The organism is Flectobacillus roseus (assembly GCF_030056595.1).
Classification (GTDB): domain Bacteria; phylum Bacteroidota; class Bacteroidia; order Cytophagales; family Spirosomataceae; genus Flectobacillus; species Flectobacillus roseus.
Genome location: NZ_JASHIF010000008.1, coordinates 325,289 through 339,573 on the forward strand (window position 1 = coordinate 325,289; position 14,285 = coordinate 339,573).

Sequence of the window (14,285 nt, forward strand, 5' to 3'; positions counted from 1 at the left end):
GGGTGAGTGGTAAAAATTTGTTCTTTCTAAAAATGCCCTCAAAAATATCTGAGGGCATTTTTACTCAAAATTTCATAAAAGTCAGCCTACTTTCCAATACAGAATTTAGAGAAGATATTAGCCAATAAATCATCCGTAGTGATTTGCCCTGTGATTTCACCTAGGTGATGGAGGGCAAAACGAATGTCTTGTGCTAGGAAATCGCCTGTAATACTGTTTGATAAACCTTCTAATACGTGGTTCAAAGATTCGCTAGTTTGGAGCAAGTGCTGATAATGACGGAGGTTCGTCACAACGGTATCTCCTGCTTTTATTTCCTTGGTTTTGACTTTTTGAACCAATGTTTTCTGTAAGCTTTCGATATTCTGATTTTCAGAAGCAGATATCCAAATGATGGCAGGATAGGCTTTTTCAAATGCCTGTTTCTGAGTGATGCTGAGCTTATCTTGCTTGTTACCCACCAATACATAAGGTGCATTGAATGAGGCTATTTGGTCTTCAATTTCTTTCAAACTGATTTCTGAAGCATCAAACAAATAAACAATCATGCTGGCTTTTTCCATTTGTTGCAAGGTACGCTCCACTCCTATTGCCTCGATGGTATCGTTGGTTTTGCGTAATCCTGCGGTATCTATCAAACGGAAACGAATACCTTCGATAAATAACTCATCTTCAATAACATCGCGGGTAGTCCCTGCGATGTCCGAAACGATGGCTTTTTCTTCATTCAATAGTCGGTTGAGCAAGGTAGACTTACCAGCGTTAGGTTTACCAACAATTACTGTTGGAACGCCATTTTTGATCACATTCCCCATCTCAAAACTATCAATCAAAGGTACTAATACACTTTGAATTCGATGAATTAACTGACGCAAATCGTCACGATCGGCAAATTCTACGTCTTCTTCACCAAAATCTAGTTCAAGCTCGATAAGCGATGCAAAATGAATCAATGATTCACGCAATTGCGCGATTTGCTTTGAAAATCCTCCTCTAATTTGATTAATGGCCGTTTGGTGCGACGCCTCCGAATCTGATGCAATCAAATCTGCTACCGCTTCGGCTTGTGCCAGATCGAGTTGTCCATTCAAAAATGCACGTTGCGTAAACTCCCCTGGATTGGCCAGGCGAGCACCATTTTTCAATAAAAGCTTAAGAATTTTCTGAATGATATAATCAGACCCATGACATGAAATTTCGATGGTATCTTCCTTAGTGTACGAAGTGGGTGCTTTAAAAAGCGATATGAGTACTTCATCTACAATCAAATTTTGATCGTCACGAATGGTACCAAAATGAATGGTATGTGAAGGTTGTTGATGAAGATTTTTACCTTTAAATATTTTTTGAACTACGTCGATGGTCTGAGGACCCGATACCCGAATCACTCCGATGGCTCCTACTCCTTGCGCTGTGGCTAATGCACAAATGGTATCTTGATTCATGAATGCGTTTTTAATCGTTTGGTATGATTGCTTTTGCTAACCATAACGCAAAGTTAAGCATAAAGGGTTTCTTATCATACCAAACGATTCCGCCAAAATCTTAGAACAAAGATTGTAGCTTCATGGCAATAGACATATCTCCTGCAATTTTGATTTTCCCAAACATCACTGCCGTCATCGGATTGAGCTTGCCTGTCATCAATTCTGCCAAATCACTTGCTTTTACCGAAATAGTACACTCAGCAGGCGCATCGGTATTAGTCACCACGCCATCCGCTGAAATATGGATATTTCCTTGGTCTGTTGCAAATTTAATAGAGTTTCCTAATCCACCTTTTTGAGATGCTAGGCTAGAGATTTTGTCAAAAATTTCTGAAAAGTTCATTTGTATATATGATAAAAGGTATTATTGCTTGAGAAATAAAATTATTATGCAAGCATACGGATTTTTATTGTAAAATCAAAATGGAGGGAGGCAGAAAGAAGGCACAAGTGGCAGAGGGACAAAGGCACAAAGTGGTTTTCTTTAGAGACGCAATGCTTGCGTCTAATGGCAGAGGCATAGTGAAGGCATAAGTGAAAGAGGCACAAAGGCACAAAGTGATTTTCAGTAGAGACGCAATGCTTACGTCTAATGGCAGAGGCATAGTGAAGGCAGAAGTCCCGTCATGCCTTTGCCACTTTAAAAAACACTTTGCTCCTTTGCGCTTTTGCCACTAGACGCAAGCATTGCGTCTCTACCGTCCCTCTGTTCCTTTGCCAGTCCCCTAAGAACACTTTGCCACTTTGTGCCTCTGTGCCTTTGCCACTCTCCCTCAAACCCCAAACACTGCCTTAACTGGAATAAAAGGCACCAATCGCTCTTCCAGAGGATTATTGGGAATTTGGAGTAAATCTGCTACTTCTTTTCCTAATAAGTGACGCATAAAAGCACTTGGGATAGGCTTAAGTAATGGATTGTCAATAAATCTTTCTAAAACCTTCAATAGTGCTTTGGTTAAGTTGATACCCTCTTCGGAGGTACGAAATTGGCGTTTTGCAATGGCTTTAGCCAATACAAATGCTTCCCGAAGGTTTTGGGGTAAAAGCTCTATCTCTACGCCCATTAGCGCGTTAATGGTGTTCCAAGTGTGAAGATAGTTCTCTGCATTTTCATCCGAAATGGATAGGTTATTTTTGCGCATTCCTACTATCACAATATAACTAAATGCCAGATTTGTGCCTGCCATATCTTCCTGGTTTACAGGAAATCCCAAGGCCTTTGTATCCCAAGCTTGATGATATAAGGTAAAAAATCGAATGGATGCGTGCATCAATCGAACTTTCAAAATACGTAGCATCGCTATTGGAATGCCTGCTTCTGAGCTTTTCCATTGCTTGGGATTTAATACCCCAAAAACAAAATTTCCCGTTTCTTCTAATCTCTTCTGGGTATCTTTGCCTATTCGCTCCGACATCCATAAAACTTTCGCTCCATCTGCGCCTGCGTAACAGTACGGCAATGACAAACAACCCAACATTAAGGCAATATCAGCTTGGTGTTTTTGGGCAAAATCTAGACCTCTTTGAAATTGTTTTTCTTGGTAAAAAGAAGGAAAAACAGCATTATCCTGAAAATACTTTTGCACAAAATCTAACTGACTTTTCCAATCAAAATCTTCCTTGACTAGCCATTGGAAAAAGGTTCTCAAGCCAGTAATCCCAACTTGTTCAAATACCGATTGAATACAAACATCTGCCAGTTGGTCGCCTCGTTGGCGAGCGTCGGCTAGTGTTTGATTAGAGAAATATCTGGCAGGTTTGATGGCTTGTTTTTTCATGAAATTCTAATCTATTGGACTATTTTGAACCAAGCTATCATCGCTTTGGTTATCTCAATAATTTAACGGACTGTAATCCTTTTTTGTTTAAAGGTATTCATAAAAGGAAAGTTTGTAATTTTGTATCGCCTTCGGGCAATTGAATCTGAAGCATTTTTCATTTAATAAATTTTTATCACATGAACATTTTTGAGCGTCAGCGTGCACAACTTCGTGAAGTATTAGAAAACGAAATCGCTAGAGGTAAGGCTTTTTTGGAAGAAAATAAAAAAAGACCAGAGGTTATCGAAACCGCTAGTGGTTTACAATATGAAGTATTGGTAGAAGGTACTGGTCCAAAACCATCAGGTCCAACTGCAAAAGTTTTGACACATTATCACGGTACAACTATCGACGGTGTTGTTTTTGATAGTAGCGTTTTGCGCAATGACCCTATTTCTTTCGGATTGCACCAAGTAATTTCTGGTTGGACTGAAGGTTTGCAATTAATGCCTACAGGAAGTAAATACAAATTCTATTTGCCACACAACTTAGCTTATGGCGAACGTGGTGCAGGTCCAGATATCCCTGGTGGTGCAGTATTGATTTTTGAAGTTGAGTTGTTGAAAACCAACTAGAGCTTTTTGTAATGGTGAATTAGTGAATTGTGAATTAGTGAATGAGAAAATAATTATTCAAGCATTCACAATTAGGGTTATAAAAAACGTTTATTTCGGATATCAGATGTTGGATTTCGGAAAAATAAGCTTCTATATTTTGTAAGACATAAAGGTATTTTACTTTATTTCCGAAATCAAAAATCCCAAATCTGAAATAGCTAAAAATCCTTCGTACAGCCCTAATTCACAATTCACAATTCATCATTCAAAACTTCTTCCCTCCCTATCTTCCGCAAATGCGTTTGAAATCGCAGAAGGTACAAATATCTCTATCTTCTGTACGAGAAAATGGGATTTCAGGATTAAGCAGTTTTTCTAAAAATTTAGCCAAATATTGTTCTGACGAAATCATAAATTCCTCTATGGTCTCATCATCCGAAAACTTAAAATCTTGCTCTAACAAACCTGCCTCTATATTTCGGAAAGAATAAATTCCTGACACTACCTTATTTTCATCTGCCTTCAACCTTGTTCCTCGAATACTCAAGCCATATTGTGTCATCATTCTTTTCAGAATCATGTATTTGTACAACCATAATTGACGGAGTTTACCTTTCTCTGATTCCTCTAGCAAGACTTCCTCTATCAACTCAGTTTTGACTTTCAAATCTTCGGGTTTTACCAAACCTGTTTTGTAGTCAATCACTCGCACTGTTCGCCCATGAATTCTATCAATTCTGTCGATGCGTCCAGCCAACTTAAAAGGAATTGTTTTGCCGTTTACTTCTACTTCTAGGCCAACTTTCAGGGTTTTCTCAGCATCTAATAATTCAATAGGAAAGGACTCATTGGCGATTTGAAACTTTAAAAATTTCTTCACCAAAGTTTCGCCAACTTGATAGAGTATGTAGTTTTCGCCCTCAGTCATTCGAAGTCCGGGATTGGTTTGTTCAAATGCTTTTTTCAAATAGGTATCTATATTTTTCAGAACAAACTCCAAATCTGATTGCTGAATAATACCATCCGTCTTTTCAATTAAATCATCACCTTTTAAAAAAGCTGTGTCTATATTTTCAAAAGTCTTGTGAATCCAGTTACCAAATGAATCAGAGGCCAATTTTTCGGCGACTTCCTCCTCTGGTGCAATACCTGCCACTTTGTTGAAATAATACTGCATCGAACAATCCACAAACTGATTAATATGCGAAGGATATACCCCTCGCTCGTTGATTTCCTGTTCAATCATCGCGAGCATATCGGGAGTTTTTTCGATTTTTAGTCCGCTTTCCTCCTCCTCTGCCGTAATTTCTGTTTCGAAATTGACTTGATTTTGGGTAATATTCAAGTTTGGATTAAGGTGACGAAGTTCGTGTTCTATTTGTAAAATAAATCGACTTTTTTCGGCTGCGCCATACGTATCCGATGGCAATACATGCACCAATACCACTTCTTTAGCTCTTTGTAAAAGTCTAAAAAAGTGATATGCCATAACAGCATCCGCGTGATTATGGGTTGGTAAATTAAACTGTGGGTCAGACAAAGCTTCGTAAGGAATCAGAGTATTTTGTCTTTTTCCTTGTGGTAAAACGCCTTCATTGACCGATAAAATAATCAAGCGTTCAAAATCTAAGGTACGTGTTTCGAGCATACCCATAATTTGCAAACGTTGGTCTGTTTCGGACTCGAATGGTATTTTGGTTTGTTTGATTAGCTCATACAAAAAGGTCTTAAAGCTTTTGATAGAAACGGACTCTCCTCGTTCTGCCAAAATCATTTCCATACGTTGTAACAGCAAATAAAACTGATACAAATATTCATTTTCGACCGCATCCTGACGCTCACGATATACCTCACGCAACAAATCAATGAGGGCATAAAACTGTTCGACAGCTTTTTTAGGTTTTTGTTCCCAGTGATTAAAGACGATATTAAAAAGTCGGTCATCTTGCCCCATTTCCTTCAATTCTTTCGAACTTAGGAAAACTTTATTATGAACAGTAATGTCGCGTAAAGTTTGACGAATCGGATTTTGTAATGATTCATTTTCGATAAGTTCCTCAACCAAAGGGTAATGCATTGCCTCATATCTTCGCACAAATGGGTGATTGAGAATACGTACCACTTGTCGATACGAAAACTTAGGAATACGTTTGGTTTCTCCTTCTGCGTTTTTGAACTCCACCAAATTGCGTTGCATCTCGAACATCGCGTCGATGAGGGTAAATAGCATCGAGTTTTTGAGCGAAAGCCCCATCGTAATATTCAGATTGGCAACATCTTTTCCCAATGAGTTCATCACTGGTACCAAGAGATTTTCGTCGCCCAATACAATGGCCGTTTGAGTTTGTCCTTCTATCTGTTGATTCCAGTCGGCGTAAATTTTCCCTGCGACTTTAGCTTGCATGGAGGCATTGGCAACACCTATGATTTGGACATTTTTTTGACCTTTTAGCAACTCATTTGATACCCAATTCCACTCATTGTTGAACAAAGGCAATTGGTCGGGCATATTGTTACCTGTACGGTAATCTCGAAGCCAGTTTCCTGCCTTTTGGTCCTTATTTGTTAAATAATAGGCGTCAGAATCCCAAAGGGTTTCAGCAAAAAAATCATTCCCTTCTTTTCTTTTTAGTAAAGAACGAATAATCTTTTCTTCGGCATTAGAGAGCGCATTGAAACCCACAAAATAGTATTTTTTATGTTGTGGATTATCCAACAAATAAGTATCCACGTGTTCGGCTAATTCACGATATGCCATCCCACGATATACTAAACCCTTTTCACGCAAGCGAGCTTGTAGTAGATTATATACCTCATGAATATTTTCAAAAAGTTTGAAATAACGGTCGGTACGTTCGGTGCTTTTAAGACGGTCACGTTGAGATTCGCCCAATTGCATTTGCCAGCGTTCCAAAGCTTTTGCCTCGGACATAAAACTAAAAAGCTTTTTGGGTTCGACCAGATATTGGTCTATTTTATCGAAGTCATTCAGTAAAGTGGGAGCCCAAGTCATAAAGCGTTCAAAAACAACGAGTGGATCAATTGTTTTGAAAACGTCATATAGTTCAAAAAGCAAAGCAACGGGGTCTATTTGCTTAAGTCCCGTTACGTTCATCACAAAGTCGTCGATTGCCATCACATCAGGCGCCAAAAATGGAGCATCTGCCTGATTAGCAAGAGCTTGCTTGAAATACAAAACCCCACGTCGAGACGGAATAACGATACAAATATTACTGAGTTGATGAATATTGTGCTTTTGGAAAATATGAGAGGCAGCTTTTTCGAGAAAGGTTTCCATGTAATAGCCTTTAAGGTTTTTTAGGTGAAATCGGAGAGTTTTGAATGATGAGTTGTGAATTGTGAATGATGAGTTGTGAATCAATACTGTACAAAGAATTAAGTTTTATGTTTAAAATAAAATTGCAGTAGCGGCAACCCTTGCGGTTGCCATGTTGAGTTGGGCAACCGCAAGCGTTGCCGCTACTACAAAAATGTTCATGAAATAAACTCTTCCGAAAAATATAAAATCCTTTGTACAATCCTAATTCATCATTCACAATTCATCATCCACAACTTAAAACTCCACTAATGAACTCTATCACCACGAAGTTCTAAATTCGTAATAATATTGGCTTCTATTTCGAGCCACTCATTCCAACGTTGTTTTACATATTCTGCTGGAAGATATTCTTTGGCGAGGTCTATAAAATTGACATAATGACCTGCCTCAGAAATCATTAACTCATGATAGAACTTTTTCAAAGATTCATCCTGAATTTCTTGAGACAATATTCTAAAACGCTCACAGCTACGGGCTTCGATGAGCGCATTGATAAAAAGTCGCTCTCCCAACTGTTGATCTTGAGTTCCTCCATGACGGATATTAGCATTCAACTGGATTACGTATTCATCTTTACGTGGCTTACCAAGAGGCAGGCCTCTTTTATCGAGCTCCCGAATCACCATGCGAAAATGTGCCCATTCCTCCGAAACTACGGGCATTAATACTTCTCTTAGCTTTTCTCTTTCGGGATATTGAATAATCAGTGAAATACAGGAGGAGGCTGCTTTTTGCTCGCAATAAGCATGGTCAACGAGAATTTCTGCGATATTTTTTTCAGCAATATTTACCCAACGCGGGTCAGTCGGAAGCTTAAGTCCAAGCATGGAAGTTTAAAATTAAGATTCTTTAGCAATAGACGCTATCTGTTAATTGTATATCGATTATTAGATGTCAGGTAGGAACGAAAATCTAAAATCAACTATTTGACATTTGGCTTTCTGCAAAATACTTTTCAAAAATTCATATATGCCTTTGCCTAATACCTACAGCTGATAGCCTGAAGCCTATAAAATTTAATTTTGGAATTCTATCGTTAAATTAATCAAACAACAACCATCTAACACCAAAGCCAAAGGTTCTGCCTACACCTGCGTATCCTGGCGCGATGTAATAGCCCCTAGAGCCCAACAGTCGATGGTTAGCATGTGATAATTTGAAAAATACCCGCACACGATTGATACGCATATCCGCAAAAATATCTGCCTGGAAGTTGCTGTTCAAATACTGATTGTCTTGCAAATAAAATTGTTGAGTAGCTGGCATATAGGCATCGCCATAATAGCCCGACTTGTAATATAATTCCAAACCTGCTTGAATATAGAGCACTTTGGCATACAAAATATCGAGTGCCAAACGAGAATTTATCGTAACGGCTGGCATACGGATTAAATCAGAACTTTTGGTGTATGCCCAATAAATATTGTTGGTATTCGTAAATTTCCCAGACTGAAACCCTACGGTTCCTCCTGCTTTAAAAATCGCAATCGGACTACCCGTAGATTGCTGAATAAGAGCTTTTTGGTCAAAGTAAATATAATTATCTATGGTCTGAAAACTTGCAAAAGGACTAAATACGAAGTTTTTGATTTTCAAAGTACCATTAGCATAAAAACTTAATACCTGTAAGTTATTCAATTGGTTGGCTTGCTTAATGGTATCGTTTGGCCAACGATAAGAGCTATTGTACATATACTGTTGTGCCAAAGTAGGGACATTTCTAAAAAATGTTCCTCCAAAATTTAGCCACTTCCCTCTCAATTCTGCATTCAAACGGTAACCACTTCCTACATGGTATTCACCCTCGGCGAAGAATCTAGTACTATCTTTTAAATATTGATTGAGCCAAATCCCCAAGAAGTTTTCACTGCGGCTCAACTTTTCGTTATTCAATAAATTGGTATAATTTAAGATTCTTTGTCGAAAATGGAGTCGATAGTTAAACCCTCTATAAAATCCTTTTATCCCTGATTTATGTTGAAAAGTTGTGGCACTAAAACCATTGTAAAGGGTGTCGGTCGTCGTAGGGCTTTTCAAATAGCTCATATTGTAAAACTTATTTGTCAAACTGGTAGAATATCCTTTGTCGACAAACTGAGTTTTTCTACTTTCAAAATCTAAGGTTTGAAAAATTTGAAATGCTTTATACCCTGCATATTCATGATATATATGTACGTTATTCCAGGTATCACGACTATTAGCTGCGGTCAAAATAGCATTATTGTCATCATACAATAGTAATGAATCATATGGAACTTTATTTCGAGCGACACCACCTTCATCAATAATATTATGGTCAAATCGGTTTAGATAGCCCATAATACTATATTTCTTATTTTTACTTTGATAATTAGAATGAAGCATAAACTCCCAGTGTCCTATAGCATTGGGAATAGTACTAGTGGTAGTACCACCTACGAGAGGTTTAGTAGAAGTAATTCTATGTAAAGTCAGACCAACGTTCCAAAGCGAGTCAACATTTCGATTAAAGTCAAAATTTAAAATATCTTGTCCCTGACCACCAGTCACATAGTAAATATCCGAATAAGGTGATCGAGTATTGTAATACTTTACATCCTTGGGTTCGATGGCATAAAAAGTGTATGCATCATAGCCAATCCTCGTTCCCAATTGGTCAGGTGCTTGGTAAAATAATGGACGTGAAGCCGATCCTAAAATACCTAAATCAACCTGTGTGTTGTTCCGTTGTAAAATAGGACTATAATTATGAAAGCCCTTCAGAAGGGTATCAATGGTATAGAGTTTTTTTCTATTATTAAAAACGTCTTCTTCTAGAAAATATCTACTTGAAGTTGGCCCATAGATTACTTTTGTGGAATCGTCTAATCCGCCTTTTTGATTGGTCTTTTTTTGTTGAGTTTGGGCTGGTGGAAAGCCATTATTGTTCCCTAAACCACCTGTAGAAAAGGTATTACTGGTGGTAGTTTGGGAAAAAATACTGCTTGAAATCAGCAGTGTAAATACGAGTATAAGATATTGCGATGTTTTCACCCTGTAAAATTAATCCATTATCCGAATCCTTCGGCATAATATCTGTGAGAATTAAGACACGTGCATTTGACAATGATTCAAAATCAATTCGTCAAATTGCTTTTTCTGATTGACGTCAAAGCCAATTTGAATAGGTAAATAATAGAAAAGATGCTGTTTATCAGGAAAATCAACCAATAATGGCTTTATTTTCACCATGTCTTTTTCTGTCATCAAAACGCCTTTTGCGCCTAATTCAGCCTTTTCTAAGATAAGCAAAATTTTTTCAACATCAGCTCTGGTATAAGAGTAATGGTCGGGAAAGGTTACGTTCTCAATGATTTCAAAGGTATCTCTAGCATATTTTTCAAACAGTTGAGGTTGGGCTATCCCTGATACCAATACTACTTTTTGAGGTATTTGAAGCACCCAATCGTCTATGCAAGAAGTAACTTCACCATATTGTATTGTTGAAAAAAACACGGGACTTGTTGGGTTTAGATAGGGCTTCAATTTTTGGATAAAACCTTGTTGTTGGGCTTTACCAAAGTTGTCAGGGCATTTGGATACAATCACAATATCTGCACGCTCGAGCCCACCTCGATTTTCTCTCAATCTTCCTGCAGGAAAGGGGAAATCATGAAAAATGGGTCTTTGAAAATCAATTAAAACGATATTCAACGAGGGTTTAATAGCTCTATGTTGAAAGGCATCATCCAATACAATGACTTCGGGATGAACACCTGTTATGAGCTCAGATACGCCTAAAACTCTTTTTTCGGAAACTGCTACAGAAATCTGGTGTCCAAATTTTTGATAAAACTGCATAGGTTCATCGCCCAAATCTTCCGCTGTTGAATGCGGATTGGCTAGCAAATAGCCCTTGGTTTTACGACCATAACCTCTGCTCAAAGTGGCAAGCGAATAATGTGGTTGTAGCAACCGAATCAAATATTCTACATGAGGGCTTTTGCCTGTTCCGCCAACGGTGATATTGCCGACATTGATGATTGGTAAATCAAATGATTTTGACGATTTTATTCTCCAATCAAAAAGTAGATTTCTGAAAGTCGTAATCCAACCGTATAATATCGAAAAAGGTCGCAATAGACCTACTAGTATAATATTCATAAGTTAATTGAACATCGATTTTTAAATAAATTCAATTATTTGACTGATTTTACAAGACAAAATTCTGAAAGAGTAACGACTTTTTACTAATTTCACCTCCCTTTTAAGAAAGTTTAACGAGTATAGGGCAAAACAATTTTAGACAATATTCTAAAAGTCAATTCATTACAAAGTAAAAAAATCGTAAATTGTTTTTTAATTTTTACTTTGTTGCCACGCCAAGTAGATTTTCTCAGGGCTTCTAAAAGAGCTTTATGATAATTGAAGAATTTATTATGTAACCTCTAAGGTCTTCACATTATCTGCCTTAGCGTAAAGTCTAATGCCCAGAGCGGGTAAAATAAATTTTATTTTGCCTACTAATTTAACAGTCATCAACCAAACGGAGCATCCTCCTATTTGCGTCCTTATTAATACATAAAAATGAGTCTCAAAGCGGTCTTTTCAAAACATACACTCAACTTCAAGTTTGAAGCAGGAACGTCGAGGGGTGTTCTCACAGAAAAAGATAGTTACTTTATTAAAATTTTTGATACCGAAAACCCTAGTGTCTTCGGTTTAGGAGAATGTGCGCCCTTGAAAGGATTAAGCATCGATGACCGTCCAGATTTTGAGCTTCAGTTATTGAGTATCTGCGAATATTTTAATACACTCGACCTTGAGGTTTTTTCTTGGAATCTAAGCATTATTTTAGATCAAGTTCTTGACAAATCCTTCCCTTCTATCGTTTTTGGTTTCGAAACGGCCATGTTGGATTTGCTCAATGGCGGAAAAAGGGTCATTTATGACAATGGTTTCCATCAAAACCAACGCAATTTGCCTATCAATGGGCTAATCTGGATGGGAGATAAAGAGTTTATGCTTCGTCAAATTGATGAAAAACTAGCGGCGGGTTATACAACCATCAAAATGAAAGTAGGTGCTATTGATTTTGAGAAAGAATGTGAGTTGTTAGGATATATTCGCAAGCATTTTTCCAAAAATGAAATTACACTACGTGTAGATGCCAATGGTGCATTTGGTTTTGATACAGCCCTAGAAAAACTAAAGCGCTTATCGGAGTACGATCTTCATTCTATTGAGCAGCCGATCAAACAAGGCAATGCCGAGATCATGGCTGAACTATGCCAAACAACCCCTCTCCCTATCGCACTCGACGAGGAATTAATCGGTATGATGGAATATCCTGAGAAATATAAATTACTCAAAAAAATCATGCCTCAGTATATTATCCTAAAACCTTCATTGGTGGGAGGATTCCAACAATGTAGAGAATGGATAGAAAATGCCAACCGACTCAAAATTGGTTGGTGGATGACTTCAGCGCTTGAATCAAACGTTGGACTCAACGCTATTACCCAGTTTGCTGCCGAATTTGCCAACCCTCTTCCGCAGGGATTAGGTACAGGACAACTTTATCATAACAATATTCCTTCGCCCTTAGTTATAGAAAAAGGATTCATGACTTATCAAGCCGATAAACCTTGGGATTTGTCTATTCTCAACTTTTTGGTGTAGACGATTCTGCGAAATTTTTCATTTTATGCTATTAGGTTAAAGGGCATTTGTTATTTTTGTGAAATTTCTTTTATCTCAAGTATATAAAAAAACTTGAAATAATCCCCCGAACCTAGTTTCGGAAAAAGTCAAAACACGAAACATTCCCAACAATGGATTTGCAAAAATTAGACGAAGCTTTACTAGCCCTATTCGAGAAAAGAGTAGAATTGAGCCAAATGGGCTACGACCACGCTAGCTATGATGACATTGAAGAAGAACTTCACGATTTGGAAGATGACTTCAACGACGAATATGGAGACTTTTTAGAAGGAATCTTGAAAGAAGTACACGATGAATATTGTCCAGAGTCCGACGTATTATTACCAACAGCTTATCTTGCAAAGAAATTTGTAGTAACGGCCGATGGTGCTATCGAAATCGGTAGAGACGCAGGCGTTGAAGTTGAGTTCGTTGACGATCCTGCGGCAAACGCTCGTCTGGTATTATTGCCAAGCCCTACTCGTATCGTATTTATCGTAGGAAAACAAAAGAAAATCGTTTGGAAAGCAGAATAGAATATTGGGTTACAATGATGAGAAGAATTAAAATTTATTTTTTAAACAAAACAGATTCCCATTGCGTAACTTTAAATTAACCAGCACTTTAGTTGCTTCTATTTTCTTTACAACAGCATTTATGGTAGAGGATTTCAAGGCATTGCAGTTGAAATATGACCGAGTACAAACCGCTTATGACCAAAAATTAGAAGCGGTTTTTGCTTTATTGGCGTCTAAACATTTACAACCCAATCAACTAGAGTTGTATTTCAGAGCAATTAAGAACGAAAAAACATTAGAGATTTGGGGTAAAAACCGCACTGATGCATCATTTCAGCATATCATGAACTATGCTTTTGCGGGCTACTGCGGATCATTGGGTCCCAAAAGAAAAGAGGGAGATATGCAAATTCCCGAAGGGCTTTACCATATCAATCGGTTTAATCCTATGAGTAGTTTCTACCTCTCTTTAGGGCTAAACTATCCGAATGAATCAGACCGAATTTTAGGAAATAAGTCAAAACCAGGCTCTGATATCTTCATACATGGCACCAATGTCACGTCAGGTTGTATTCCTATTACCGACGACAAAATAAAAGAGGTATATATCTTGGCCATTGAAGCTAGAAATGCTGGTCAAGAAAAAATCCCAGTTGATATTTTCCCAGCAAGATTAGATGAGAAATCTTTTGAGGAATTAAAAACGTACAGTAAAAGTCCAGAATACATCGAATACTGGCGTCCTTGGCTTGGCAACAAAGTCATCAATAGCGATGCCATGCAACAATTTTGGGCACAACTCCAACCTCGCTATCAATATTTTGAATCTCACCGACAACTAAAATCATTTAAGGTAACAGGAAATGGGAAATATGTATATCAATGATTTGAAGATTTGGTGA

Annotated in this window: 11 protein-coding genes; 4 read left to right on the forward strand and 7 right to left on the reverse strand. The window is 37.8% G+C overall.

Features of this window, described 5'->3' with window-relative positions:
- Positions 1 to 86: 86 nt before the first annotated feature.
- The 3 genes from mnmE to QM524_RS10265 form a co-directional block, all read right to left on the reverse strand.
- Positions 87 to 1,445 (reverse strand): tRNA uridine-5-carboxymethylaminomethyl(34) synthesis GTPase MnmE, encoded by a 1,359-nt coding sequence (gene mnmE, locus QM524_RS10255; RefSeq protein WP_283344501.1) that lies wholly within the window; start codon positions 1,443 to 1,445, stop codon positions 87 to 89.
- A 100-nt stretch (positions 1,446 to 1,545) separates the two neighbouring features.
- Positions 1,546 to 1,830: an SCP2 sterol-binding domain-containing protein gene (locus QM524_RS10260; RefSeq protein ID WP_095163905.1), complete on the reverse strand. Its 285-nt coding sequence runs from the start codon at positions 1,828 to 1,830 to the stop codon at positions 1,546 to 1,548.
- Between the two features lie 430 nt (positions 1,831 to 2,260).
- Complete coding sequence (locus QM524_RS10265) at positions 2,261 to 3,265, reverse strand: oxygenase MpaB family protein (RefSeq protein ID WP_283344502.1); 1,005 nt, start codon at positions 3,263 to 3,265, stop codon at positions 2,261 to 2,263.
- A 179-nt stretch (positions 3,266 to 3,444) separates the two neighbouring features.
- On the opposite strand from QM524_RS10265, the gene QM524_RS10270 reads away from it, so the two are divergent.
- Entirely contained in the window at positions 3,445 to 3,882 is a 438-nt protein-coding gene (locus QM524_RS10270; RefSeq protein WP_095163525.1) for an FKBP-type peptidyl-prolyl cis-trans isomerase, read from the forward strand.
- A 265-nt stretch (positions 3,883 to 4,147) separates the two neighbouring features.
- Here QM524_RS10270 and QM524_RS10275 read toward each other — a convergent pair whose 3' ends face one another.
- The 4 genes from QM524_RS10275 to lpxK all read right to left on the reverse strand — a co-directional run bounded on the left by QM524_RS10275 (position 4,148) and on the right by lpxK (position 11,326).
- Complete coding sequence (locus tag QM524_RS10275; protein ID WP_283344503.1) at positions 4,148 to 7,162, reverse strand: PD-(D/E)XK nuclease family protein; 3,015 nt, start codon at positions 7,160 to 7,162, stop codon at positions 4,148 to 4,150.
- Positions 7,163 to 7,449: 287 nt separating this feature from the next.
- Positions 7,450 to 8,031, reverse strand: coding sequence for a tRNA-(ms[2]io[6]A)-hydroxylase (gene miaE / locus QM524_RS10280; RefSeq protein WP_283344504.1), 582 nt, complete (start codon positions 8,029 to 8,031; stop codon positions 7,450 to 7,452).
- 214 nt (positions 8,032 to 8,245) lie between these two features.
- Positions 8,246 to 10,216: a putative porin gene (locus QM524_RS10285; RefSeq protein WP_283344505.1), complete on the reverse strand. Its 1,971-nt coding sequence runs from the start codon at positions 10,214 to 10,216 to the stop codon at positions 8,246 to 8,248.
- A gap of 51 nt (positions 10,217 to 10,267) precedes the next feature.
- Complete coding sequence (lpxK, locus tag QM524_RS10290) at positions 10,268 to 11,326, reverse strand: tetraacyldisaccharide 4'-kinase (RefSeq protein WP_283344506.1); 1,059 nt, start codon at positions 11,324 to 11,326, stop codon at positions 10,268 to 10,270.
- Positions 11,327 to 11,749: 423 nt separating this feature from the next.
- Between lpxK and QM524_RS10295 the strand changes: the two genes are divergently transcribed.
- The 3 genes from QM524_RS10295 (at position 11,750) to QM524_RS10305 (ending at position 14,269) form a co-directional block, all read left to right on the forward strand.
- Complete coding sequence (locus tag QM524_RS10295; protein ID WP_095163520.1) at positions 11,750 to 12,844, forward strand: o-succinylbenzoate synthase; 1,095 nt, start codon at positions 11,750 to 11,752, stop codon at positions 12,842 to 12,844.
- A gap of 152 nt (positions 12,845 to 12,996) precedes the next feature.
- Positions 12,997 to 13,401, forward strand: coding sequence for a hypothetical protein (locus tag QM524_RS10300; RefSeq protein WP_283344507.1), 405 nt, complete (start codon positions 12,997 to 12,999; stop codon positions 13,399 to 13,401).
- A 61-nt stretch (positions 13,402 to 13,462) separates the two neighbouring features.
- Complete coding sequence (locus tag QM524_RS10305) at positions 13,463 to 14,269, forward strand: L,D-transpeptidase family protein (RefSeq protein ID WP_283344508.1); 807 nt, start codon at positions 13,463 to 13,465, stop codon at positions 14,267 to 14,269.
- Positions 14,270 to 14,285: the final 16 nt, after the last annotated feature.

What these genes read in the sequence shown, in the direction of transcription:
- QM524_RS10265 (WP_283344502.1), bottom strand. Translation starts at nt 3,265, where the DNA reads ATGAAAAAACAAGCCATCAAACCTGCCAGATATTTCTCTAATCAAACA.
- QM524_RS10260 (WP_095163905.1), bottom strand. Translation starts at nt 1,830, where the DNA reads ATGAACTTTTCAGAAATTTTTGACAAAATCTCTAGCCTAGCATCTCAA.
- QM524_RS10300 (WP_283344507.1), top strand. Translation starts at nt 12,997, where the DNA reads ATGGATTTGCAAAAATTAGACGAAGCTTTACTAGCCCTATTCGAGAAA.
- QM524_RS10275 (WP_283344503.1), bottom strand. Translation starts at nt 7,162, where the DNA reads ATGGAAACCTTTCTCGAAAAAGCTGCCTCTCATATTTTCCAAAAGCAC.
- mnmE (WP_283344501.1), bottom strand. Translation starts at nt 1,445, where the DNA reads ATGAATCAAGATACCATTTGTGCATTAGCCACAGCGCAAGGAGTAGGA.
- lpxK (WP_283344506.1), bottom strand. Translation starts at nt 11,326, where the DNA reads ATGAATATTATACTAGTAGGTCTATTGCGACCTTTTTCGATATTATAC.
- QM524_RS10295 (WP_095163520.1), top strand. Translation starts at nt 11,750, where the DNA reads ATGAGTCTCAAAGCGGTCTTTTCAAAACATACACTCAACTTCAAGTTT.
- QM524_RS10270 (WP_095163525.1), top strand. Translation starts at nt 3,445, where the DNA reads ATGAACATTTTTGAGCGTCAGCGTGCACAACTTCGTGAAGTATTAGAA.
- miaE (WP_283344504.1), bottom strand. Translation starts at nt 8,031, where the DNA reads ATGCTTGGACTTAAGCTTCCGACTGACCCGCGTTGGGTAAATATTGCT.